The following is a 24799-nucleotide window of genomic DNA, read 5'->3' as shown; positions in this document are numbered from 1 at the left end:
ACCGCGGGCGGCCTACCCTCGCGCCATGAAGGCTTCACCGGGGACCGGCGGGACCGCACAGCACCCCGTGACCGTGGAAGGCGCCGGAGCGGCGGGCGGCGGCGAGGGCGTCCCGGCCGGACACGAGGGCTGCGGGCAGCGCTGCTGGGAGGCCGGGCAGGCGAGGGGGACGCGGGACGGTACCCGCTTCCGCATTCTCTACGTGTGCACCGGTAACGTGTGCCGTTCCCCGCTGGCCGAGCGGCTGACCCGCGCGGCCCTCGGGCCGTGCCCGGCGGTCCAGGTGATCAGCGCGGGCACGCACGCGGAATCGGGACGGGAGATGACCGAGCACGCCCGGCGGGTCCTGATACGGCTGGGTGGCGATCCCGCCGGCTTCGGCTCCCGCCCGCTCGTCCCGGAGCTGGTGGCAGCCGCGGATCTCGTGCTGACGGCCACCTGCGGGCACCGCGCGGAAGCGGTGGCCATGCACTTCGCGGCGGCCACGCGGACCTTCACCATCGCCGAGTTCGGCACGCTGGCGCGGGCCGTGTCACCCGAGGAGATCATCCGGCACCGGGATCCGGCACGGCGGGCTCACACGCTGGTCGACGAGGTGCGGGCGCTACGCGGGCTGGTCCGGGTGGACCAGCCCGACATCGCGGACCCGTACCGGCGATCCCGGCTGGTCTACCAGATGGTGGGACGGAGCATCGCGAGGTCGCTCGCCGTTCCGCTCAGGTTGCTCACACCTGCACCGGCTTCCTGACCTCCGGCTCGTAGCCGTAGCCGTAGCCGTAGCCGTAGCTCTGGTAGGCGCCGTTACGCGACGGGACGAAGTTCAGGACGGTCCCCACCACGCGGGCGTTGATCGACGCCAGCAGCTCCGAGGCGCGGGCCATGTGCTCCCGGCGGGTCCTGCCGTACCGGGCGACGAGTAGCGCGCCGTCGCAGAGCGCGGTGATCGCCGCCGCGTCGGTGATGGGCAGCAGCGGTGGCGCGTCGATGATCACCATGTCGTACATCCCGGTGAGCTGGGCGAGCACCTCACGCATCCCGCCCGAGCCGAGCAGCTCGCTCGGGTTGGGCGGGATCTGGCCGCTCGGCAGGACGGACAGGCCGGTCTCGCCCCAGACCTGGATGACCTCGCTCAGCCGGGCCCTGTCGATCAGCACGTCCGTCAGGCCGACCGCCCCCTCGATGCCGAGGTAGCGCGGAATGCTGGGACGGCGCAGGTCGCCGTCCACCAGGACGACCCGCCAGCCGGCCTGGGCCAGCGTGATCGCGAGGTTGGTGGAGGTCGAGGACTTCCCCTCGCCCGGCAGGCAGCTGGTGACCACGAGTGACTTCGGCTGCCGGTCGACGCCGATGAACTGCAGATTGGTGCGGAGCGCACGGAACGCCTCGGATCTGGAGGAACGGCCGCGGCTGCGCAGGATCAGGGGGTGGTTCTTGGCGTCCCGCTCGTAGCCGATGATCCCGAGGGTCGAGCTGCCCGACGCCTCCTGCAGCGCCTGGGAGGACTTGAGGGTCGTGTCCAGACGGTCGCGCAGGACGATCGCGGTCAGCGCGACGAACAGTGCGGCCAGTACCGCGATCACCAGGTTGACCAGTGGTTTTGGGCTGACCGGCTCCCGGGGGACGTCCGCCTGATCCACTATCGTGATCTTGACGGTGGGGCGGCTGCGCGGAGTGGGCCGCTCGATCTGGTCGATCAGCTCGGTGAACCGGGCCCCCAGGGCATTGGCCAGCCGGGCGGCCCGTGCGGGGTCGGGGTCGGTGACCGTGGCACGCAGGAACACGGTGCCGGGGACGGCCTCGGCGGTGATGTTCCGCTGGAGGCGCTGGATGTCCTCGCTCCCGACGATCTGGCCGACCAGTCGGCGGCTGGACAGCAGGCCGGCGTAGGACTGCACCCGCTGGGCCGACAGCATGCCCGCCTGGTAGGCGGTGGAGAGACTGCCCTCCCTGTCGTGGCCCGACACCAGCATGGAGATCGTCGCGACGTATTTCGGCGGTGTGTTCGCCGTGACGGCGAGCGCCGCGCCCACCGCCAGGGTCACCGAGAGGAGGATGAGCAGCCAGTTCCTACGCGTCAGCCGTACGTAGTAGAGCAGATCCACGGGGTCAACGCCGCCTTTCACGGATTTTCTGAGAGGTCCTGGAGGGCTGGACCGGCGAGTGGACGCTCGAGCCTCGCAGCAGACTGACGAGAACGATGGCGATCACGCCCGCCACGAGCACCGCGACGATCGGTGACAGCAGGCCCAGGACCATCGCCAGGCAGAGGGCACCGGTGACCGCCGTGACCACGCCCAGCGTCGCGGCGACCGCCCGGGTTCCCAGGCCGGCGCGGCGTAGCCGGTGCGACAAGTGGTCGGTGCCGCCCTGCAACGGTGAGCGGTCCGTCAGCATGCGGGAGAGGAAGACAGCGCAGGTGTCGACGGTCGCCATGAAGGTCGGCAGGAACAGCCCGGCGATCGTCTGGTCCGGGGACCGCCCCATGACCAGGACGGCCGCCGAGCAGGCCAGCGTGAATCCGAGGAACAGCGATCCGGAGTCTCCCATGAACATTCTCGCGGGTGCCCAGTTGTGCGGCAGGAAGCCCAGACACGCGCAGGTGAGCGCGGCCAGCAGCACCGCGAGCGCGATATGGCCCTGGACCAGGGCCGTGGCCGCGAGGAGGGCGGCGGTCACGGAGGTGACGGTCCCCAGCGCGCCGTCCATGTTGTCCAGCAGGTTGAAGGAGTTCGTCATCACGACGACCCACACCACGGTGAGGGCGCCGTCCAGCCATGTCCCGGTCACGGTCGCCTGGACGCCGGAGAGCACCACCCCGATCGCCACCACGGTCTCCACGGTCAACCTGGTGGCCGCGGGCAGGGGGGCGATGTCGTCGATCAGGCCGAGGACGCACACCGCGGTGGCGGCGAGGAGGATCGCGGTGATCTGCAGATCGGCGAAGCCGAGCGCGATCGTGGTGGGCACGACCGTACCCGCCGCGATCGCGATGCCGCCGAGGTAGGGGGTCGGGCGGGCGTGGGCCCGGTGCCCGCCGGGGCGGTCGACGAGATCCCAGCGCAGCGCCAGGCGCCTCAGCGGCACGGCGGTCGCCACGCTGAGAAGGCAGGCCGCGCCCGCGGCGAGGGCGATCGTTCCGTTCACCGGGGGTACGCCGCCGGATCGCCGACGGACTCTCTGATGATCTCGGTGAGGATCCTGTCGAGAGAGCGCCGGGGAGCCCAGCCGGTGAGCGCGCGGAGCTTCGCGGTATCCGGAACCCTGCGGGTCATGTCCTCGAATCCCCGCTCGTAGGCCTCGGAGTAGGGGACGAGGTCGATTCCGGAGGTGGAACCGGTGAACTCGATGATGAGTTTCGCCAGTTCCATGATGCTCACCTCGTCGGTGGAGCCGATGTTGAAGGTCTCACCGATGGCCGCGTCCTCGTCGAGCAGCCGGAGCAGCGCGTCGACCACGTCCGCGACGTGCGCGAAACAGCGGGTCTGGGTCCCGTCGCCGAAGACCGTCAGCGGCGTGGCCGACAGGGCCTGCCGGACGAGGCTCGGGATCACCATGCCGTAGGTCGGACTCTGTCGCGGGCCCACCGTGTTGAACAGCCGGACGACGATCGTCGGTAGGCCACGTTCCTTGTGATAGGCGTTGGCGAGGATCTCGTCGACGGCCTTGGCGGTGCTGTAGGCCCAGCGGACCACTGCGGGGCTGCCGAGGATACGGTCGGAGTCCTCACGCAGCGCGTCGGAGGGGTTCTTGCCGTAGATCTCGCTCGTGCTGGTGATCAGGATCTTCTTCCGGTACCGGTGCGCGGCCTCGATGACGATCTCCGAGCCCCGGATGTTGGTCGTCAGCGACCGCAGCGGCTGCTCGACGATCAGCTTGACGCCGACCGCGGCCGCCATGTGGACGACGACGTCGCAGCGGTGCACCAGCTCGTCGACCATGAGTTCGTCCAGGACCGAACCGTGTACGAAACGCAGCTCCGGATGGGGCCGCAGGTTCTCCAGCCGGCCCGTCGAGAGGTTGTCCAGGACGACGACGGAGTCACCGCGCGCGAGCAGCGCGTCGGCCAGGTGCGATCCGATGAATCCACTGCCACCCGTTATCAGATAGTTGGTTCTTGGTGCCGTGCTCACGGGTTCCCCTCATCACGTGCTTGGAGAGATCTCTGTTAGCGGGAGGAATCGGTGGTTCACGCGTACGTGCCAAGCGTCGGCTCGATGCCTGGAACCTGGGTTCCCTCGAACCAGCGCACCGTCGCGCGGAGCCCGTCCTCAAGCGGGACGGGACACACGCCGGGGAACAGTTCGCGTAGCAGTTGGGGAGAGGCCTGGGATTGCCGGATGTCGCCCGCCCGCGGCGGCAGGTGAGCCGACTCGACCGGGCGGCCGAGGATCTCGGCGAGGACGTCTGTCAGGTGCCGGAGGGAGACCGTGGTGCCGAACGCCAGGTTCACCGGCTTCGTGCTGGTCATCCGGCGCGCGGCCGCGTCGACGAGGACCTGGGTCACCGACCTCACGTAGGTGAAGTCCCGCGTCTGGAGGCCGTCGCCGTGCAGCGGCACCGGCTCGCCCCGCAGCGCCGCGGAGACGAACGCCGGGATCACGGCCGCATAGGCGTGTCCGGCGGTCTGCAGCGGGCCGTAGACGTTGAAGAAGCGGAACGGCAGGACCGGCAGGCCGTAGCTGTGCGCGTAGGCCAGCGCGTAGGCCTCGCCGGCGAGCTTGCCGGCCCCGTACGGGCTGAGCGGCCTGGTGGGCAGGTCCTCGTGCTTGCGGGGTTCGGGACAGTCGCCGTACACCGAGGACGAGGAGGCGAGGATCACGTGCGGCCTGCTCGCGCGGCACGCCTCCAGCACGTGCAGGGTGCCGGTCGCGTTGACGGCGTGCGAGGCCAGCGGATCGGTCAGGGAGCGGGGGACCGAGGGCCGGGCGGCGAGGTGGATCACGTGCGTGACACCGGCCACCAGGTCCGTCAGCAGGTCCCGGTCCAGGATGCTGCCCGTCACCACCGCAGCCTCGACGCCGTCGAGGTTGCCGAGGTCCCCGCTGCTCAGATCGTCCAGCACCGTGATGTGCCCGACCTCGGGCCGCTCCGCCAGCACCCGGCACAGGTGCGCGCCGATGAAGCCGGCGCCGCCCGTCACCAGCACCCTCATCGCGCGTTCTCCTCCGCCAGGAGCCGCCGGCCGGCCTTCCCGCACAGCGACCGGTAGAGATGCTCGGTGTCGGAGACGAGGCGCTCCACGCTGAACGCGGACCTCGTCCAGTCGTGGGCCGCCTCGCCCATCCGGCGGGCCAGGCCCGGGTCGCGGAGCAGGCGGACCGCGTGCGTCGCCAGTTCGCCCGGGTCGGTCGAGGACAGCAGTCCGGTGTGCCCGTCCCTGACGATCTCGGCGACGCTTCCCACCCGGGTGGAGACCACCGGTGTGCCCGCCATGCCCGCCTCGATGAGCGAGAGCGGGGTGCCCTCGTTGTCGGAGGTCAGCACGACCACGTCGGCGGCGGCGTAGACGGCCTCCACGTCCTTCCTCCAGCCGAGCAGGTGGAAGGAGTCGCGGACGGGCTCGACGTCCCGTGCGACCCGCCGCTCCAGGTCGCCGCCCCCGCACATGACGAAGCGGCAGCCGGGGATCTGCCTGGACACGATGTCGGCCACGGCGAGGAAGCGGTCGGGCCGCTTCACCTGGGTGAGGCGGCCCACGTACGCCACGACGGGTGCGTCCGGCGGGAGTCCGAGCGCGGCGCGGGCCGTCCCGCGGTCGGGGACCGGTCCCAGCCGGACGCCGGGAGGGATCACCACGTACTGGGCGGGGCGTCCGATCCCGGCCCGGAGCAGGTCGTCCCTGACCTGGGCTCCCACCGTCACCAGCCGGTCCGACATGGAGGCCAGGATCCGTTCCGAGCGCACGTAGAGCCCGCGCTTGACCGGGGAGAAGTAGCCGTGCAGGAGGTGCCCGTGGAAGACGTGCGCCCGGGCCGAGCCGACACCGGACAGCCGGGACGCCGTCCTGCCCAGGGCGCCCGCCTTGGCCGTGCGGGTGTGCACGACGTGCGGGCGGAACGTCCGTATGGCGCGGATCAGGGAGAAGAGCGCGCGGCAGTCGTCTCCGGGCCTGACCGACCGGCCGAGGTAGGGCACCCGGTGAACCCGGGTGTCCGCGTCGTGCAGCCGGAGGTGGTCGCCCTCGTGCTCGTTGACGTGACCGGTGTAGAGGCGGTGGTCGAACTCGCCGGTGTCCAGCCCTTGCGACAGTCCCGACACCTGGGTGGCGGGGCCGCCGACGTTCATCCGGGCGATGATCTCCATGACACGAATCCGGCCATCCGGCTTCATAGCGGCTCCTTGATGACGGGCCTGGCTCACGTCGGAGAAACTAGTTCTCCGCCCGAGCCGTTTGCCGACGCCATCACGGTGTGGGCGCGATGTTTTCCCCATTCCCTACCTAGGCATGATCTAGTTGGGTCGCCCCAAGTGTTCACAGTCCACCCTTTGGTCCCCGTCGGGGGTGACGACGTGGTGAGTGGCTGTGACGACGGCATAGGGAATTAGACCTTTTTCTCTATCTCCGCATTTCTGTGTTCCGCTATTGGAAAATCATCTGAAATCCGAACATTTGAGGTCGGTGATGTGCCGCAACGAAGCGATCCAGAAACCCGTGCCGAGCACGGCGACGGCCAGCGCTCCCCATGCGAAACAGCGTGATGCCTGGAACGGGCCCGAGGCGGTCCAGGCGGCGGCCAGGAGCACCCCCAAAAGCATGACCCCCTCCGCCGAGAGATACGCGAGCCTCCAGCCCGGCCTGCCGAGGGCGAGGGGAAGCACGTTGGACCAGCACACCGCCCCCTTCACGCACGCGGCGCCCAGGAGCACCACGGCGACCACGCCGATGTGGGCGTACTGAGCTCCGTAGGCCATGCCGATGACGGCGTCGGTCGTCGGGAGCGCGACGGCAAGGGTCGCCGCTCCGGCCACGGTGAACAGCAGGGCCGTGCGCGCGATGTCCCGCCTGATGGGCGCCGTCCCGGCTCCCGCCGTGACGGCCCGGACGATCCGGGGATAGAGCATCGCGGCCACCGGGACGGCCAGGTTGGCGTAGAAGCGGCCGGGGGCCGATGCGATCTTGAGAATGGTCACCAGGTTGGGGCCGCCCAGCAGGCCCGCGAGGGTGAGGATGCCCGAGTCGGAGATCCCGGCCACGCTGGTTCCCAGGGACGTCTTCACGGTGAAGGCGACCATGTCCGAGGGCAGCCGGACCCGTGCGACGGCCGGTCCCAGCTCCGCGACGAGCCCACGGGTCGCCAGCAGGTAGAACACCACCGCCATCACCAGCGCGCCCGCGGCCTGACCCGCCAGGTAGAGCAGGGGCCCGCCGAGGAGGAGCCCGCCGAGGGACAGCCCGAACGACAGGAGCGCGCACCGCGTCCTGAGCGAGCCCAGCGCGCGCAGCCGGTCCGTCAGCGCGAAGGCCGCACCCGCCGTGCCGTACGACGCCATGGCTCCGCGGGCGACGATCGCGAGAGCGAGCATGAGGGCGAACTCGTCCGAGACGTGCTCCAGCAGGCGCGCGGTCAGCAGCGCCGTGAGGCTGAGGCCGGTCGCGGCCACGCCGATCGCCACGTCCAAGTGGATCAGGCGCATGAACAGTGCGGAGCCCCGTCCGCTCCGCTGCTGTTCGATGGGGACGAATCGCTGGGCGGCATTCTCCAGGCAGGGGTCGCACAGCAGGAACCAGACGGTCGCGACGGACTGGGCGAAGATCACCTGGCCGGATGTCTCGCTTCCCGTCAGGCGTACCAGGGCGATCAGGCTGAGAGTGGGAAGAACCGCCTCGCCCAGGCCGGCGGCGGTCAGCGACGCGAAGGTCCGCAACTGACGCCCGCCGGGCGGGCGCATCCGGTGGACGGTGCGTCCGAGAGTGTTGACCATCTCCTAGGAGCAGACCTCGTCGTACAGCCGGTCGAACCAGTCGGCCGCCCGGCTGATGTCCACGAGTTCCGCGCTCTCCCGCGCTCCCTCGCGAAGGCGGGCGTGGATCTCCGGTTGTGCCGCCCGCAGGATGCCCTCGGCGAGGGCGGCGGGGTCTTTGGGCCTGACGAGGAGGCCGTTCACGCGATCCTCGATCAGATCGGGTACTCCGCCTACGGCGGTGGACACGACCGGCACGCCCGCGGCGAGAGCCTCCATGACGACCACGGGCAACCCCTCGTAGCGGGAACTGAGCACCAGCAGGTCAGAGGAGGCGATGAGCCGGCCGGCATCGGGCACGTGACCGAGCAGGCGCACGTTGCCCAGGCCGAGCTCCTCGACCAGGCGGGCCATCCGAGCGCGCAGGGGACCGGATCCGGCGAGCAGGAACACGGGCCGGGGATCTTGCTTCTCGACCCTCGCCGCGGCCTCGATGAGCAACTCGTGGTTCTTCTGCGGGTGGAAGTTGGCGACGTGCACGATCAAAAAAGCGTCCGGGGAGACGTGCCACTCCCGCCTGGTCTGTTCCGATCGAGCCGCCCAACGGCGCTGTTCCGCGACGTGGACGCCGTGCACGCGAACGGACAGGCCGCGTGAGCGCCTGCCGGTGCGAGCGCGGGCGACCTGCGGAGAGACGGCCACGGTCCGGGTGTCCAGCCAGCCGGTCGCCCGGTCGAGCAGCATCGTCGGCAGCCGGTAGCGCACATTGTGCACGGTCGAGACCAGGACCGGGCGGGGACTCAGCAGCTGGGACACGGGCCGCAGGAGCGACGCGGGAAGGGGGGAGTGGATGTTGAGAACGTCGGGTTCCAGCCTTCGCACCACGCACGCGAGGCGGGCGGCGCGAAACCAGCGCGGGCACGTGGTGAGGTCGACGACTCCGATGCCCGCCGATCGCAGCCGTCCGCTCAGCTCGCGGGTGGAGGCCCGCAGGCATACGACGGTGTAGCGCTTGCCCGTCGGGGGAGCGGCGAGCAGCCTCTCGACGAGCAGGACCTCCGCGCCGCCCACGTCCAGCGTTTTGATCACTTCGCAGACGTGCAGGTTCCTCATGACACACCTGTGGCGAAGAGAGAGGCCCGGTCGGCCAGGAACGTCTCGTACCACTTCTCGATGTGGCCGGCCACCAGCGGCCAGTCGTGTTCCGCGACGGCCCGCACACCGCGTTGCATCAACCGCAGGCAGAGCATCTCGTCGTCGAGGACCGTCCGCAGCTGGGTCAGGAGGTCTTCCGCGCTCTGCGTGCGGAAGACGCGGTAGGCGTCCTCGTCCGCGATGGCCGGGTCGAGTGAGGAGTCGGAGGAGACGATGACGGCGGTGCCCAGCGCGAGGGCCTCCATGGGAGCCGTGGGAATGCCCTCCCCGATGGTGGGGAACCTGTGGGAGGCGTGTACGAGGATCTGGGCCCGTCCCATCAGGGAGTAGACGTCGTCGGGGGAGAGGTGCCCGGCGAATTCGATCTCCGAGCCGGTTCCGGCGAGCCGCTCAAGCCGGGCGCGTTCGGGGCCGTCCCCCGCGATGACGAGTCGCACGCCCGGATGGGTGGCGCGCAGCCTGTGAAAGGCATGGATGGTCAGCGCGTGGTTCTTCACCTTCACCAGCGAGCCGACGCTGACGATCAGTCCCTGTTCGACGGGATGTCTCTCCCGAAGCCGGGTGAGGTGATCGAAGGCCACGCCGCTGGGAACGATCCGCATCAGCCGGTCCGGTATGCCGGCCGTCAGCAGTCCGGCTCGGGGTCGCTCCCCGGAGACGACGAATCCGTCGATGTGGCGCAGGGCCCACGGCATGATCCGCTGGTGACGCACCGTGAGAGCGCCGTGTACGTGGAGCACGCTGGGGATGCCGAGCCGCCGGGCGGCGGCGCCCAGGCCGAGTGCCTCACGGTGGTCGCCGTGCAGGTGAACGATGTCGAACCGGCGCGCGCGGCGAAGTGCCCGTGCGCACTCCATGCCGAAGGCGACCACGTCCGACCTTCTGGAGACGGCGCGGCTGAGACCGGTCCGTATCGGGGGGAGCGTCTGTGCGCCGCGCGGGACGTCGCCACGCCGGTGGGCGACGGTCACCGTGTGCCCCCGCAGTGTCTGCTCGTGGACGAGCCGCTCTATGTAGCGCTCTTTCCCCCCGGGGTCGGGCGGGAGCCGGTATCCGATGTGGAGAATCCTCATGTCAGCTTCCCTGAGAGGTCTGTTCCTTCGGGCGCTCGGTCACGTCGCCCGGACAGGTGCTCGTCGGGCACGTGTCCGGTGGTCGGTGACGAGAGTGGAGAAGTGTGCCCTGGCTGCCGTGGGTCAGCAGGATCGTCTCGGCAGTGGAATAGACCGTCTCCACGTCTTTTCTCCAGCCGATCAGGTGGAAATCATGCCGGGGTACGCCGGAGAAACTAGCCCGGGATCCGACCTGCCGGACGGTGCCGTAACGGCGGTGGCGAAATGTTTTCCCATCGTCTACCTGCGCATGATCCAGGCACTGCGGGCGGATGGAGGTTGTCCGGCCTGTCATGAGGTGGTGGCTGAGGGTACGGGAAGCCGATACGGTCAGGGGTCGCCGAGATGGAGAGCGTCCATTCTGTGGCTAGAGAGTGAGAAAAATCGAGGTAAGCGGTTATTTGTCTGTTCCGCCGTCCTGAACATGTGGCGAGCCGCAAAACATCCATCGGGTATCGAGTGATGGTAAGACCTGTGAGAGCCAGATAAATTCTCGTCGTGTCGTCGTGTCAATACCTGTTCGCGGGGCCAGACTGCCTGGTCTGCGTGTTTTGTCCAAGACGATGACAGGAAATTCTAGATTTCATCGTATATATCCTTCTCGAAGAGAGGCGATGCCATGGGGGATGCGCTGTCGGGCCGCCGAGTGGGCGCCTGGATTCCCGGAGGTCTCCGGAGTGCGAAGACGTGTTCCGGTGGGCCCGCGGTGGGTGACGTTGAGACGGGCCGGAGGTGATTGTGTATGGAATATATTCTTGTTGCTTTTTGTATAATTATTTTGATGTTTCTGGTTCAGGTGAACTTCGAGACGGGTGTGGCGGGTCGAGTGCTTCCGGTGCTGCTGGTGGCTTTCGCGGTCAGGCTGGTCATCCATGTTCTGCTGATCCGAAACGGGGGCATGTGGTATGGCGGGGACAACCTGATCTACGAGGTCAGGGCCATGGAGATCGTCGAAGAATGGAGGCAGCAGGGTTTCCATTTCGTCATGTCCGGACAGAGTGAGTTCCAGAAGTCCGTGGCCCTGCCGTGCAACCTGTTCGCGATTGTGATCTATCTGTGCGGCGGGAGGGCTGCACTGGCCTGCACATCTGTCGTCGCCCTCGTTGCCTGTGCGCTGTGCATCGCCATCTACAGGTTTGCCCGACTGCTCGGCGCGGACGAGCGCTCGGCGTTTCTGCTGCTTGTCATCTCGGCATTCACCCCGGCATTCTTGGTGCACACATCCGACATGTTCAAGGACGGTTTCAGTGTTTTCCTGGTGGTCGCCTGCCTTGGTCTGTCCTGTTCGAACATGCAACGCTTTGACATGCGTAAGCTGGTCATGCTCGTACCCTTCATGTGGGCGTTGTGGCATGTGCGGCCCTATATGGTTTTCATGTGCATGCCACCTCTGCTGCTCAGCCTCCTGGGCTCCAGGAGGGCACTGTCTCCGCGTATCATGGCCGTCTTCGCCGTGGCGCTGGTCGGTGCCCTTTACTTTTTTGGCGACTTCGGGAGCATCGGCGTCCTGGAAACGATGGAAAAGCAGATTGAGTACGGGCAGTCGGATACCGTGCGTCGTTCCATCGCCAGTCAGGATTCAGGCGTGACGTTCGCGGACGGCGGCAACCCGTGGGGTGCACTCGGAGCCAAACTCATGTACACGCTCCTGTCTCCGTTCCCCTGGACGGAGGGGAGCATGATGCTGCAGTTCGGGAAGGTCGAAGTATTGATCTGGTACTTCCTTCTCTACAGTGCCGTACGAGGGGCTCGCCGGCTGTGGTGTTACGACCGCAGGATGCTCTTCGTCCTCCTGCTGTTCATTGTTCCGGGCATTGTCATCTATGCCACCACCATGGGAAACATCGGCCTCATATTCCGCCAGCGCATGCCGATCTTTATGGTCACGAGCGTGCTCTCGGCGGTGGCGTGGACCAAGGTCGAGAGGGAGTCTTCATCCGCGGGTGGACGTCATGGTGATGACGCGAAATCGGGGGCGGTATAGCCGGGCGATGCCGGGAAGAAGGCGCGGGTTCGAGATTTACTTCCACGTCCGTCCTGCCTGGCCGCCGGGCCCAGGTTTTTCCGGCGGCCGTGCTGCGAACCGGTTCTTCTTTCTCCTCTTGGCCTGGCTAAAGGGCCGGAAAAGAAATTTTCGAAAGCTCGTGTCCGAGACGCCTCTGACATGCCCGAGTCACCAGGCTTGGGCGTATGGACACAACCTCGTCCGCTCATGGTTCCGTGCCGACCCTGTCCGAACCCGTGAGAGCCGGTCGATCAGACGGGTTACCGCGTAGCGGGCGGCGTTTTTTGCTGTCAGGGTGGCTGCCGACGGCGTTTGCGGTAATCTTCACCGCTGCCGTTCTGAGTTTCCATGGCGTCTCCGCCTGGGATATGGTCGTTTTCGGGGCCTATATCGCACTGGGTCTCGCTCTCCCGGGCGTGTTGCTGATCCGGGCCCTGTACGGCGGTGCCCGTACTCTGGCCGAGGAGGTCGCCCTTGGATTAACCCTCGGCTATTCCCTGGAAATATTCGCCTATATCTTCGCCAGGGCCGTCGGCGCGCCGTTGCTCGTCCTGGTGTGGTCACTCGGCACGTACACGCTGTTTATCGCGGTGCCTCGGCTACGGAAACACTGGAAAGGAGTTCCCCGCCCGGGCGCCCCCATCTGGTGGTCGTGGTCGCTGGCGCTGGCGGTCGTCTATCTGGTCGCCTGGAGCGCGATCACGTTCTTCGGCCCTTACGCGCTCACCTGGCCGGCGCTGGGGGCATCCCATGTCGACACCTCCTTTCACCTGTCTCTGATCGGTGAACTGAAGCACCACATGCCCCCCACGGTGCCGTGGGTCGCCGGGGAACCGCTTTTCTATCACTGGTTCATCTACGCGCATCTGGCGGCCGGAAGCTGGGTGACCGGTCTGGAACCGGTGGTGCTGCTTCTCCGGTTGGCCATGCTGCCCATGCTGGCCGCACTCGTCGTCCTCGTGGGCATGCTCGGGCACCGAGTCATCGGTTCACGCCCAGGCGCGCTGGCGGCTGTACTGGGCGCGATGTTCATGGCGGCTCCCAGCCTGTATCTGGGAACGAACGGGATATTCACCTGGGGCGGGATTCAGGACGCGGCATGGACCAGTCCGACCCAGACCTTCGGGGCCGTTCTGTTCGCACCGGTGGTCCTGCTGTTCGTCGAGCTGCTGGAAGGGCGGTCACGCCGTGGTAGCTGGCTCCTGGGGCTGGTCTTCCTCCTGGCGGTGATGGGTTCCAAGGCGACCTACCTGCCGTTGCTGGTGGTGGGACTGGCCGCGGTGACCGTTGTGGAGGCGATCAGGAGCCGCCGGTTGCCGCGATCCCCGCTCATCGCGCTGGGGATTACCACGATGTGTTTCCTCTATGCGCAATTCGTTCTCTTCGGGCGCGCGCAGCAGGGGGTGACCCTGGCCCCTTTGTCGCTGATGGAAAAAATCTGGGCCGATCTGACCGGCCGGCCCTCTGCCGTCGATCTCACCCCGGCGACGGCGGTCGGCATCACATCGGTATACCTGCTGTGCTGGATCGTCACGTGGTGCGGAGTGCTCGGGCTGTTGAGCCGGCCGAGCCTGCTGCTGCGTCCCGCTGTGGTGATCATGGTGAGCATGGGAGCCACCGGCCTCGGGGCGGTCCTCCTGTTCGGAAACGCTCACGGGAATCAGCTCTACTTCCTCAGAGGGGTCTACCCCTATATGGCGATCGTTTCCGTCTACGGGCTCTTCGTCGTCGTACGCCGGGCGTGTGCGTCACGCGGGGCGGTGGCGGTGGCGGCCGGGGGCGGAGTGTTGGCCGCCTACCTGATCCCGCTTCTCTGCGGTGTTGAGATTCCCCGACGACCCGGGCAGACGACCGCTGTCCTGTACCTGCCGTACATCGTCCTGCTGGGCTTCGTCCTGTTGACGGTCGTCGTCCTGATCGCCACCAGACGGGGCTGGAGCCGGTGGGCCCTCGCCCTGACGATGGTCGCTTGCATAGGCCTGCCCGCCGCGGCGCACACCCGGGTCCTTTCCGTGCTTCACCGTGTCGCCGAAGACGGTCTGGACGGGGTGCTCAGACAGCCGGCGGCCGAGGCGATCCCGCAGGGGGCCCTGGCCGCGGGCCGGTGGCTACGCGATCATTCCGGCCCGGACGATGTGATCGCCACGAACGGGCACTGTCGCTGGGGGCACGAGGTTCCCTGCGACGGCCGTCATTCGTGGGTGGCGGCGTTGACCGAACGACGGGTGTTCCTCGAAGGGTGGGCGTACACCGCGAAGAACTGGGATCGCTGGCGGCCGGGCACGGTGCTGGAAAACCAGCCGTTCTGGGATGGTGAGCGAATCCGATCGAACGACGCGGTGTTCCTCGCGCCCTCGCGGGAGTCGGTGCTGCGCCTGGGAGAACGATATGGAGTGCGCTGGCTCTTCGCCGACCGACGCCGGGTGAATCCGGAACGGAAGATCGACGACTATGCGAACCTGCGCTTCGCTTCGGGTGACTACGCCGTTTATGAGATTCCGGGCGACGTGCGATGACCAAGATTGACAGGATGGTTCGGAAAAGTGACGCGGGGCCTGCGGCACTCGACTCCACATGACGGGCTGAGAGTGATCGGGGCCGAGGGCGGGGTGGGAAGGCGCGATCTCCGGGTTCGTCCCGAGCCCGGAGATCGCGTCTTTTGCTCACTGTGGCCGACAGGCCCGATGAGCCGAGGTGGTGACCGGCGACAGCGTCACGGACGCCGGTCCGCTGTCACGCTAGTCGGCGTCGAACACCACGTCGACCCAGTAGTTGGTGGACTGGTAGCTGCTGGTCGGGAAGGTGTTCGTCGAGCTGTACGTGTAGACGCCGTTGCCGCCTTCCGCACCGTTCGCGAGCGCCAGCAACGGCTCGTTCGTGTATTGCTTGGAGAAATATGGACGCGTTACTGAGTAACGTCCGGGCACTGTGTAGTAAGAGGCGATATAGGTCGTGTTCGGGGTCACCCTGACGGGTGTCGCGAAGTTCACCTGTTGCCAGCCGGATGCCGTCTCGTTGGTGAAGGTGGCACTGGCGAGCGACTGTCCGTTGCTCGTCCACAGGTTTCCGACGTGGGTTCCGGTGTTCTCTGCGCCTTTGTAGAACCGGATGCCCCTGATGGTGCCGCTCGTCAGCGTCCTGAACTTGACGCCGACCGCCACGGACTTGTCGTCGGCCTGGGACGGGACGTCGGGTGTCGCCTTGCTCTCCCACAGGCTCTCGGACGGCACGAACGCCACGTCGACCCAGTAGTTGGCCGCCTCGCTGGTGCTGGTCGGGAAGGTGTTCGTCGCGCTGTACGAGTAGACGCCGTTACCGCCCTCGTCGCCGTTCTGCAGTGCTAGAAGCGGGCCATTTTGATATCTATTAGCAAAATACGATTGCGCTATCGAATAATAGCCAGATGTAGTGTGGTAAGAGGCGATATAGGTCGTATTTGCGTCTACCGTAACAGGTGTCGCGAAGTTTACCTGTTGCCAGCCGGATGCCGTCTCGTTGGTGAAGGTGGCACTGGCGAGCGACTGTCCGCTGCTCGTCCACAGGCTTCCCGTATGGGTTCCAGTGTTTAGCGGGCCTTTGTAGAAGCGGATGCCCTTGATGGTGCCGCTCGTCAGCGGCTTGAACTTCACACCGACCACGATGGCGCGGTTGTCGGGCTGAGAGGAGACCGGCGGAATCGTCTGGTCGTCCCACAGGCTTCTCATCGGTACGAGCACCACGTCGACCCAGTAGTTGGTGGCTTGATAGGCGCTGGTCGGGAAGTTGCTTGCCGCACCGTAGGCGTAGACACCGTTACCGTTCGACGCCGCGCTCGCCGGCACGGTGAACGGGCCGTGAGCATAGGGAATCGAGAAATATGGGCGTGATATTGAATAATTTCCAGACGCCGTATGATAAGAGGCAATATAGGTGGTATCTGCGGTTACTGTGATCGGTGTCGCGAAGTCCACCTGCTGCCAGCCGGACGCCGTCTCGTTGGTGAAGGTGGCGCTCGCCAGGAGCTGCCCACTTGAGCTCCAGAGGTTGCCGACGTGCGTTCCCGTGTTGGACGAGCCCTTGTAGAACCGGATGGACTTGATGGTGCCCGCGAACTTCGTCCGGAATTTCACCCCGACCTCGACCGCGTTGGCGTCGGGCGTCGAGGAGGTGGCGGGCTCGGTGCTGGGCGGCCAGGCAGTGCAGGCGCTGCACGAGGTCTCCATGCTAACCGTGATCACGGTCGGGAACGTCTGGAGGTTGCCGATGTCGTCAACCGCCCGGACCGCGATCGTGTAGGTTCCGGAGCTCAGGGGTGTCCATCGGTACTGCCAGTTCTCCCGCCCCGTCGCCGGAAGCCAGGTGGTGCCGTTGTCGACCGAGACCTCGACGTCGGCCACCACGCCCCCTCCGGTGTCGGCGGCCGTTCCCTGGATCACGAGGGTCGTCAGCGCGGAGCCGGAGAATCCGTCCACCGGACTCGTGATCGTCGCGGTCGGGGGGCTGGTGTCCGTCGACTGGGTGGCCGGGACCAGGCCGGTCTGAAGGCTGGCCGGCTGGATGCCCATGTCGGCAAAGAGGTTGACCGTCGCCTGCTGCATCCGGATGTCCGTGGGGGAGCCGGCCCGATCGTGGTTGGCGTCCAGCCCCCACGCCCACTGGGTGGTCCCCGCGCCGAAGACGAGCGCGCCGCTCGTGCTCCGGTAGAGCGTCAGGTGGTGTGTCGCGCTTCCGAGGCTGTAGCTGCTGCCGTAGTCGATCAGGTATCTGGAAGGCAGGTTCACCAATGTTCCGGACAGCCTGGCCCGGCCGGTCGGTTCGACCTCGTTTTCGGGGGAGACGTCCCATTCGTAGCCGAGCGTTCCAGCAGGGAAGACGGCCTGCTGCCCGGCCGGGAGGGTCGCCACGGAGGTGTTGCGCCACAGGCGCATCTTGCCGTACTCGGCGGGGACGGTCATCGCGTCGTTGGAGACGCCGTTGACCCTGAACCAGGTTCCCGTGACGGCGTTCTCCGGTCTTCCGCCGTCCGAGGGCGGGGAGAAACGCGGGTCACGCCAGGTACCGGTCCACTGGGTGGACGGGTCTATCTTGGCGTTCGCCAACGTCTCCTTGTACGTGACCAGGGTTCGATACGGGGTGTTCGTCCCGTCGCGGCTGCTCTCCCAGCGGGTTTTCCAGAAAATTTCGTTCCCGGAGAAGAAGGCCATGTGAACGCCGTTGTCCCGGGCGCTCGTGACGTTGCTCCGCATCTCGTTGGACCAGTACTCGTCATGGCCGGAGGACATGAAGATCTTGTGTTCGAGAATCTCCGAGCCGCGCATCGCGGTGTCGATGCTGCTGGTGTAGCTGACGTCGTAGCCGTTGGCTTCGATCCACCTGATCATGGGGTATTCGGAGTCAAAGAACCAGCTCTCCACCGAACCGCCGCAACAGCTGGAGACGCGGGTGATGAACGGCCGGTTGTAACTGACCTTGTAGGCCCGTCCGGCCGGGGAGGTGGAGGAGGAGTACAGGCTGCTGTTGCCGTATCTGTTGTACGCCTGCCAGGTGGCGTCGGAGGTCTGCAGCAGGAGCTCCGATCTGCGGGCGTCATCCCGGACCACGAATATCATCTGGCTGGCGCTGGTCAGCCCGTCCTCCCGGATCAGGTTCGCGATGTAGACCCCGGAGACCGCGTCGGCCGGCACGGCCCACGAGGCGGACACCGCCCAGCTCCCGCAGTCGACCAGCCCGGTCGCCGTCTCGCTGAAGCAGCTCGGTTGGATCTGGGGCAGCGGGATCGAGGGGCGAACCGTCGTCACCTTCCGCGCGCCCATGCCGCCGTAGTACCCGATGCGATAGATGTCCACGCGGTAGGCGGTTGCCTGGGTGTTCACCTTGAACTGAGCGGTCTCCCCCTTGTTGACACTCATGTTGGTCACGTATCCCTGGATGTCGGGGCTACCGCCTCCGGGGACGTCCCACTCGCTGGACGGGTTGCCCGGCAGATTGTTCTCCAGGCAGATGACCGAGGTCGGCGGGCAGTCCGCCTGAAGCGCCGAGGAGCGGGAGGACGCGTTCGCGATGATCTTCCGCTTGGCCCGCTTGGCCCGCTCGGCGGCGTCGCCGCGGTGCCGGGCGCCGGTGTCCGCCACGGTGACCACCTCCCGCGCGCCACCGGCACCGGCACCGGCACCGGCACCGGCGTCGGCACCGGGGACCGGGGACCAGGCGGCGCAGAGCAGGCTGATCGCGGCGAGGACACCGGTTCGGAAACGGATCGGCACGGTCAGCGGTGACCGTCGTCTGCGGCTCGCTTTCCCGGCATCGTCTGGGTTCTGTGGCATACGTGACCTCCCGGGCACTTTCTGGGGTGAACATCTCCGCCCGGGACGGAGTAGTGAACAGAAAAGAGACAAGCATGCCGAGGTTGTGCCGGAAATGATATTTGAATAACGGCGATTTCTTTACAAAACGGGTTGTCGCTCTAATGTTGCACTAGAAGACTACTTTCGGAATAAAGGTGATTTTCCCTGACGGGAATATCGGTCGGAAGTCCGGATGCTCCACCCCTGGCCTCACATAAAGGACTGGCAAGAAAACCACCGAAAGCCTGCGCCCGGAGTCGTCCGGGGGACGGGCGTCATCATGCTTGCGCTCATGGAGACGACGTCACCGGCGCGGGGTCACGCGCCGAGCCCACCGCCACCCGTACACGTCACCCAGGCAGGTGAGCCGCGCCGCGGTGAACGCCGGCCTGCCCGGCCTCGGATCCCGGGTATCCGAGCCGTACCGCGCTGGTTGCCCGCGGTCTTCGTCGTCGCCCTCACCGTTGCCGCGCTCCTTTTCCACGAGGTGACGGCCGACGACATCATCCGCTTCGCCGCCTACCTCGCCTTCGGCCTGGCCCTGCCCGGCACCCTGATCATCCGGGCGGTCTACCGCGGTGAGCGCACCCTGGCCGAGGAGCTCGCCCTGGGCGTCGCCCTGGGCTACGCCCTGGAGATACCCGCCTACCTCGCCGCCCGCGCCGCCGGCCTGCCCCTGCTCACCCTGGCCTGGCCCGTCACCGTCTACGTCCTCTTCCTGACCGTGCCCCGCCTGCGCCGGCACTGGAAGAGGCGGCCCCGCCCCGCGGTCCCCATTTGGTGGTCATGGTCACTGGCCCTGGCCATCGCCTACCTCACCGCTCTGGGCGTGGTCCGCTTCTTCCGCGGCCACGCCCTCGCCTGGCCCGCCCTGGCCACCTACTCGGTCGACATGCCCTTCCACCTGGCCCTGATCGGCGAGCTCAAACACCACGTGCCCCCGACCGTTCCCATGGTCGCCGGCGAACCCCTGCTCTACCACTGGTTCATCTACGCCCACTTCGCCGCGTCCAGCTGGATCACCGGCATCGAACCCCTGGTGCTGCTCTTCCGCCTGGGAGCGCTGCCCATGACGGCCGTGCTGCTGATCCTGCTGGCCATGGTCGCCCGGCGGGTCACCGGCTCCCGCGCCGCCGCGCTCCTGGCCGTTGCCGGCACGGTGTTCGTGACCGCCCCGAATCTCTACCTGGGGGTGAACATCGGGAACTTCACCTGGAGGGGCTTCCAGTCCTGGACGGGACTCACCCAGACCTTCGGCGCCCTGCTGTTCGCCCCGGTCGTCCTGCTCCTCGCCGACCTGCTCGACGGACGCGGGCGCCGGGCCGGCAGATGGCTCCTGCTCGGAGTCTTCCTGGCGGCGGTCATGGGTGCCAAGGCCACCCACCTGCCATTGCTGGCCGCCGGACTGGCCGCCGTCGCCGGAGTCGAGATGATCAGGCGGCGCCGGCCGCCGTGGCGGGCGCTCGCCGCGCTCGCCATGACCGCGGTGTGCTTCGGCTACGCGCAGACGGTGCTGTTCGGCGGTGCGCGGCAGGCGATGACGGTCGACCCCCTCTCCATGCTGCGCCGGGCGTGGGGGGAGCTGACCGGCGGTGCCGGCGCGGCCGAGCCGACGCCGGCCTCGCTGCTGGGTCTCACCGCGCTGTACCTGGTGTGTCTGGCCGTGACCTGGTGTGGGGTTCTCGGGCTGCTGTGCAGGCCGAAACTGCTGCTGCGGCCGATGGTGGTCCTGCTGCTCGGGATGGGCGCCGCGTCCACCGCCGCTGTCCTGCTCCTCGGCCATCCTCATCTCGGCCAGCTCTACTTCTTCGGGGCGACCTATCCCTACTTGATGATCGTCGCGGCCTACGGGCTCGTCGTCGCCGTGCGGCGGGTGCGGATGCCCTCCAGGAGGGTCGCCTGCGCGGTCGGCGCCGGGGTGGTGGCCGCCTGTCTGATCCGTGCGCTCTGCGACGTCCGGGCTCCCCTGAGCGCGGGGCGGTCGGAGTTCGCCCTCTACCTGCCCTACGCCACGCTGCTCGGCGTTGTCGCCCTGGCGGCCGTCGTGCTGGTCGCGACCGGGCGCCGAGCCCTCCGGAACTGGGTCTTCCTGCTCGTCGCGTTCGCGGCGGTCGGTGCGCCCGCGGCCTGGTGCGCGCGCGTCCTGCCCGTCGCGGGTGACGTCCCGGTGGCTCGTCCCTTCGGTGAGGTCCAGCCGGTGGCGCTCCAGGACGTTCCCGAAGGAGCCGTGACGGTGGCCCGGTGGTTGCGCGCCCACTCCGGCGCCGACGATCTGGTCGCCACGAACGTGTACTGCCGCTGGGGGTACGAGGACCCGTGCGACAGCCGTCAGTTCTGGGCGGCGGCTCTGTCGGAGCGGCGCGTGCTCGTCGAGGGATGGACGTACACCTCCGCGAACATGGGCCGCTGGCGTCCGGGACTGCTGCCCGAGTACTTGCCCTTCTCCGACGGCGAGCGGCTCCGGGCGAACGACGAGGCCTTCCGCGCGCCCTCGGCGTCCGCGATGCGACGCCTGCGCGAGGAGTACGGGGTGCGCTGGCTCCTCGTCGACGAGCGCCACCTGGACCCCGGCTCGAAGATCGGGGACTTCGCCGAGCCGAGGTTCCGCTCCGGCGACTACGCGCTCTACCGGCTGGCCGACGGACAGACCGGTGTGATCTAAGACTTGCGTAATGGATCGCCAAGGAACGACGGCGCGACGCGTGTCGGACGGGCCTTTCGTTGTTCACTTCGGCCGTGAACGCAACCGACCTGACGATGGTCCCCTTCAACCGGACGCACATCTCGATGAACGAGCTGGAGTACCTGGGGGAGGCCGTGCGCCGGCGATCCACCTGCGGAGACGGGCCGTTCACCCGGCGGGCGGCCGAGCTCCTCGGAAAGATCACCGGGGCCGGCCAGGTGCTGCTGACCACCTCCTGCACGCACGCGCTGGAGATGTCGGCGATCCTGCTGGATCTACAGCCCGGCGACGAGGTGATCGTGCCGTCGTTCACCTTCGTGTCGACGGCCAACGCCTACGCGCTGCGCGGGGCGGTCCCGGTCTTCGTCGACTGCAGGTCCGACACCCTCAACGTGGACGAGCGGCTGATCGAAGCCGCGATCACCGATCGCACCCGGGCCGTCGTGGTCGTCCACTACGCGGGCATCGCGTGCGCGATGCGGGAGATCGCCGAAATCTGTGACCGGCACTCCCTCACCCTGATCGAGGACAACGCCCACGGCCTGGGCGGGTTCTACCGGGGCCGGCCGCTTGGATCGTTCGGCAGCATGGCCGCGCAGAGCTTCCACGAGACGAAGAACGTGCAGTGCGGGGAGGGAGGCGCGCTGCTCCTGAACGACGCCGGTCTCGTCGCGCGTGCCGAGGTCGTCCGGGAGAAGGGCACCGACCGTAGCCGGTTCTTCCGCGGCCAGGTGGACAAGTACCGGTGGGTGGACATCGGCTCCAGCTACCTGCTGTCCGACGTCCTGGCCTCACAGCTGACCTCCCAGCTGGAGTCGTTCGAGGAGGTCCAGTCACGGCGCCATGCCGTCTGGTACCGCTACCACGAGGACCTGGCGGACTGGGCGATCAAAAACGGGGTCTCCCGGCCGGCGATCCCGGAAGGCTGCGCGCATCCGGCGCACCTGTACTACCTGCTGCTCCCGGATCTGGAGAACCGCCAGGCCTTCATCGGTCATCTCCGGAGCGAAGGCGTGCAGGCGACGTTCCACTACCAGCCCCTGCACGCCGCGCCCGCTGGGGCGCGGTTCGGCCGGGTGGCCCCGGGCGGCTGCCCGGTCACGGAGAGGGTCGCCGACCGTCTCGTCCGGCTGCCGCTCTTCGCCGATCTGGACGAGACCGGCGTGGCGCGGGTGATCGACGCCGTCCGGTCCTACGAGGTGAGCTGATGGCCTGGCACGACGTGATCGAGGCACGGGCCGTACGGGCGGTGGAGTCGCCGCTGGAATCGGCCCGGTTCGGATGTTCGGTGGAGCGCCTCACCGTCCCCGCGAAGTCCGCCTCACCGTTCTCCGCAGTCCGTGAGGCGCTGCTGAACTCGGTCGCGGACGTCGTCGTGCTCCGGTATCCGGCTGAACACGTCGACTGGTTCGCGAGGCTGACCGTGCCCGGCCGGACCGCCGTGTTCGCGGACTCCCTGGTGTACTGGCGGCTGCGCGCGGGAGAGGGGCGCGGGCCCGCTCCGTCGCCCGGGCTGCGGACGTCGGGGCCGGTCGATCCCGCCGAGGTGCGGGCGCTGGTCTCCGACATCTTCGGCGCGTACGGGAACCATTATCTGGCCAATCCGCTGTTCGACGCGGACAGGGCCCTGGCGGGCTACCAGGAATGGGCGCTGAGGTCCTTTACGGAGGGGGAGTACCTGGCGTTGGAGGATCCGGCACCGGAGGATCGAGCCGCGGGGGAGGGGAGGCCGTGCCTGCTCGGGCTGGCCACGCTGGAGGAGGACGGCCCCCGGACGGAGATCCTGCTGGCCGGGGTGGTCTCCGGCTCGCAGGGGCGTGGGCTGTACGCCCACCTGCTCAGGGCCGTCGAGGACCGTACGCTGGCACGTGGCGCGGCAGAGGTCGTCATCTCCACCCAGGGGCACAACACGCGGGTGCAGAGGGCATGGGCGAGGTACGGATTCGAGCCCGTCCAGACCTTCCTCACCGTTCATCTGCTCCGGAGCCGGCTCCTGCGTGCGCGGGAAGGCTAGGGCCGCCGGGTCGCGGGGGAAGGACGGCGGCAGGCGACCCGGCGCGCTCGCGCACCACGTAGGTCGGGCGGCCCATGCCGTTTCCGTGAATGCGGCCGATGTACTCACCGAGGAGTCCGATGGACACCAACTGGGCGGACGAGAAGAGCGCGACCATCGAGGCGATGGTGGTGAATCCGGCCACCGTGGTGTCGCCCGCGGCGAAACGCCACAGGACGGCGCCCCCCAGCAGCAGGCCGATCATGCCGACCAGGAACCCGAGGTAGCTCGCCGCGCGGAGCGGAGCCGTGCTGTAGCCGAGGAGCATGTTCATCGCATGCCCGATCAGCAGGCGCGGCGTGTAGTTCGATCGCCCGTGGTCGCGCTCGTTCATGTGCACGCCGACGGAGCCCACCTGTGTGGTGGCCCATGACAGGGCCACGTCGATCGACGCGTGTGGCCCGGACAGGTCGGTGAAACCGTCGCGCGTCCGCGTGCGCAGGGCACGGAAGGCGCTGATCGTACGCGCGGTGCGGATGCCCAGCGCGCCGGCCATGGCGGCCTTGACGGACCGGGACGCGAGACTCCGCAGGAACCCGTGCTCCTCGTGGTGCGGGATACCGTACACGAGGTCGAGACGGTCGCCTTCGAGGGCGGCCAGCAGGAGGGGGATCTGCTCGGGCGGATGTTGCAGGTCGTCGTCCATGGTGACGATGACCTCGAAGACAGCCTCCCTGATGCCGGCGACCAGCGCGTTGTGCTGCCCGTAGTTCCGGGACAGCCGGATCGCCCGGACGACGTCGAACCGGCGGGCCAGCTCGACGGCGGTCTCCCAGGTGTCGTCCGGGCTGCCGTCGACGACGAGTATCACCTCGTGCTGGACGGACAGGCCCCGAAGGACCGGCACGAGCCTGTCCACCAGCGCCGGGAGGGTCCGCGCGGAGCGGTAACACGGAATAACCACCGACACCGACATTAATCCCCCGATTGTTTTTCGTCACCCACTACAATCCTTTTTCAACCCCACTGTCGGATCACGACCCGGAGCGCCCGTCGCATGGTTGAAGTTGAAGGCAGAACCGCCGATGGCAAGAATTCGCCTTTCGGGCGGCTGGCTGTGATCTCGGCCTTTGGTGGCCACCGCATCACATACCTGCTCGCCGGTGCCGTAACGGCCATGGTCTATTGTGGTCTCCTTGGCCTGGGATTAATGGTTGCTGAAGATCGCATCCCTTATCTTTTCCTGGTCGTGGTCAGTCATTTGACGACCGTGGTGATCGTCTACCCCGGGTACAGGCTGGTGGTCTTCCGCGGTTCCGGAGACCCCTGGCTCACCGGCTACCTGCGCTTCTATCTGGTCGGTCTGAGCTTCCTCGCGGCGTCCGTCATCGGTGTCCCGTTCCTGGTGGAGTTCGCCGGGATCCCGATCATGGTGGCCCAGGGGGTGGTGATAGTGACGAGTCCGCCGCTGAGTTATGCGATAAACCGGGCCTGGGTGTTCTCCGATCGAGGAAAAGTGTGAAATCGGCAACATGCCATGCGCTCTTCGGCAAAGAGGCGAGCCGGTGCGGAAACGCTGATTCCGGTTCCCAGTAAACTTCGGCGGAAATATGGCGCACGGTCATG

17 protein-coding genes are annotated in these 24799 nt (G+C 67.6%); 7 read left to right on the top strand and 10 right to left on the bottom strand.

The features are described from left to right. Positions 1–25: 25 nt before the first annotated feature. Positions 26–748 carry a hypothetical protein gene (locus tag ACQP0P_RS31765; RefSeq protein WP_433361682.1) on the top strand — a complete coding sequence of 241 codons (723 nt, stop codon included), beginning with the start codon at positions 26–28 and terminating at the stop codon, positions 746–748. On the opposite strand, the gene ACQP0P_RS31760 is transcribed toward ACQP0P_RS31765, so the two are convergent. From ACQP0P_RS31760 to ACQP0P_RS31725, 8 genes are all read right to left on the bottom strand, one after another. Beyond that, complete coding sequence (locus ACQP0P_RS31760) at positions 726–2102, bottom strand: polysaccharide biosynthesis tyrosine autokinase (RefSeq protein ID WP_433361680.1); 1377 nt, start codon at positions 2100–2102, stop codon at positions 726–728. The two genes, ACQP0P_RS31765 and ACQP0P_RS31760, sit on opposite strands and share 23 nt — an antisense overlap. Before the next feature lie 4 nt (positions 2103–2106). Further along, a complete protein-coding gene (locus ACQP0P_RS31755; protein ID WP_433361677.1) occupies positions 2107–3144 on the bottom strand; it encodes a glycosyltransferase family 4 protein in 1038 nt (345 codons plus the stop codon). After that, positions 3141–4130 (bottom strand): NAD-dependent epimerase/dehydratase family protein, encoded by a 990-nt coding sequence (locus tag ACQP0P_RS31750; protein ID WP_433361674.1) that lies wholly within the window; start codon positions 4128–4130, stop codon positions 3141–3143. Before ACQP0P_RS31750 ends, ACQP0P_RS31755 begins: the two co-directional genes overlap by 4 nt. A gap of 56 nt (positions 4131–4186) precedes the next feature. Continuing rightward, entirely contained in the window at positions 4187–5152 is a 966-nt protein-coding gene (locus tag ACQP0P_RS31745) for an NAD-dependent epimerase/dehydratase family protein (protein ID WP_433361671.1), read from the bottom strand. Further along, positions 5149–6330, bottom strand: coding sequence for a glycosyltransferase (locus ACQP0P_RS31740; RefSeq protein ID WP_433361668.1), 1182 nt, complete (start codon positions 6328–6330; stop codon positions 5149–5151). Before ACQP0P_RS31740 ends, ACQP0P_RS31745 begins: the two co-directional genes overlap by 4 nt. Before the next feature lie 261 nt (positions 6331–6591). Further along, the gene (locus tag ACQP0P_RS31735) at positions 6592–7923 is read right to left on the bottom strand and encodes a hypothetical protein (RefSeq protein ID WP_433361665.1); all 1332 of its coding nucleotides are present in this window, start codon (positions 7921–7923) and stop codon (positions 6592–6594) included. Between the two features lie 3 nt (positions 7924–7926). Continuing rightward, the gene (locus ACQP0P_RS31730; RefSeq protein ID WP_433361662.1) at positions 7927–9015 is read right to left on the bottom strand and encodes a glycosyltransferase; all 1089 of its coding nucleotides are present in this window, start codon (positions 9013–9015) and stop codon (positions 7927–7929) included. Next, the gene (locus tag ACQP0P_RS31725) at positions 9012–10130 is read right to left on the bottom strand and encodes a glycosyltransferase family 4 protein (protein ID WP_433361659.1); all 1119 of its coding nucleotides are present in this window, start codon (positions 10128–10130) and stop codon (positions 9012–9014) included. Before ACQP0P_RS31725 ends, ACQP0P_RS31730 begins: the two co-directional genes overlap by 4 nt. 781 nt (positions 10131–10911) lie before the next feature. On the opposite strand from ACQP0P_RS31725, the gene ACQP0P_RS31720 reads away from it, so the two are divergent. Then, positions 10912–12153, top strand: coding sequence for a hypothetical protein (locus ACQP0P_RS31720; protein WP_433361656.1), 1242 nt, complete (start codon positions 10912–10914; stop codon positions 12151–12153). 236 nt (positions 12154–12389) lie between these two features. Then, positions 12390–14690 carry a hypothetical protein gene (locus ACQP0P_RS31715; RefSeq protein WP_433361653.1) on the top strand — a complete coding sequence of 767 codons (2301 nt, stop codon included), beginning with the start codon at positions 12390–12392 and terminating at the stop codon, positions 14688–14690. A gap of 222 nt (positions 14691–14912) precedes the next feature. On the opposite strand, the gene ACQP0P_RS31710 is transcribed toward ACQP0P_RS31715, so the two are convergent. Continuing rightward, entirely contained in the window at positions 14913–18476 is a 3564-nt protein-coding gene (locus ACQP0P_RS31710; RefSeq protein ID WP_433361650.1) for a DUF4082 domain-containing protein, read from the bottom strand. A 313-nt stretch (positions 18477–18789) separates the two neighbouring features. Between ACQP0P_RS31710 and ACQP0P_RS31705 the strand changes: the two genes are divergently transcribed. From ACQP0P_RS31705 to ACQP0P_RS31695, 3 genes are all read left to right on the top strand, one after another. Next, positions 18790–21159, top strand: coding sequence for a hypothetical protein (locus ACQP0P_RS31705; RefSeq protein ID WP_433361647.1), 2370 nt, complete (start codon positions 18790–18792; stop codon positions 21157–21159). Positions 21160–21233: 74 nt separating this feature from the next. Continuing rightward, entirely contained in the window at positions 21234–22388 is a 1155-nt protein-coding gene (rffA, locus tag ACQP0P_RS31700; RefSeq protein ID WP_433361644.1) for a dTDP-4-amino-4,6-dideoxygalactose transaminase, read from the top strand. Then, on the top strand, positions 22388–23194 hold the full coding sequence (locus ACQP0P_RS31695) for a GNAT family N-acetyltransferase (protein ID WP_433361641.1): 807 nt from the start codon (positions 22388–22390) through the stop codon (positions 23192–23194). Before rffA ends, ACQP0P_RS31695 begins: the two co-directional genes overlap by 1 nt. Here ACQP0P_RS31695 and ACQP0P_RS31690 read toward each other — a convergent pair. Then, entirely contained in the window at positions 23145–24149 is a 1005-nt protein-coding gene (locus ACQP0P_RS31690; protein WP_433361638.1) for a glycosyltransferase family 2 protein, read from the bottom strand. The two genes, ACQP0P_RS31695 and ACQP0P_RS31690, sit on opposite strands and share 50 nt — an antisense overlap. 81 nt (positions 24150–24230) lie before the next feature. On the opposite strand from ACQP0P_RS31690, the gene ACQP0P_RS31685 reads away from it, so the two are divergent. Next, positions 24231–24695 carry a GtrA family protein gene (locus ACQP0P_RS31685; RefSeq protein WP_433361635.1) on the top strand — a complete coding sequence of 155 codons (465 nt, stop codon included), beginning with the start codon at positions 24231–24233 and terminating at the stop codon, positions 24693–24695. Positions 24696–24799 lie beyond the last annotated feature (104 nt).

It is taken from the genome of Streptosporangium sp. CA-115845 (genome assembly GCF_050943795.1).
Taxonomy (GTDB): domain Bacteria; phylum Actinomycetota; class Actinomycetes; order Streptosporangiales; family Streptosporangiaceae; genus Streptosporangium.
The sequence above is the reverse complement of the archived record's forward strand: the minus strand, read 5'-3'. Positions and strand labels throughout refer to the sequence as shown.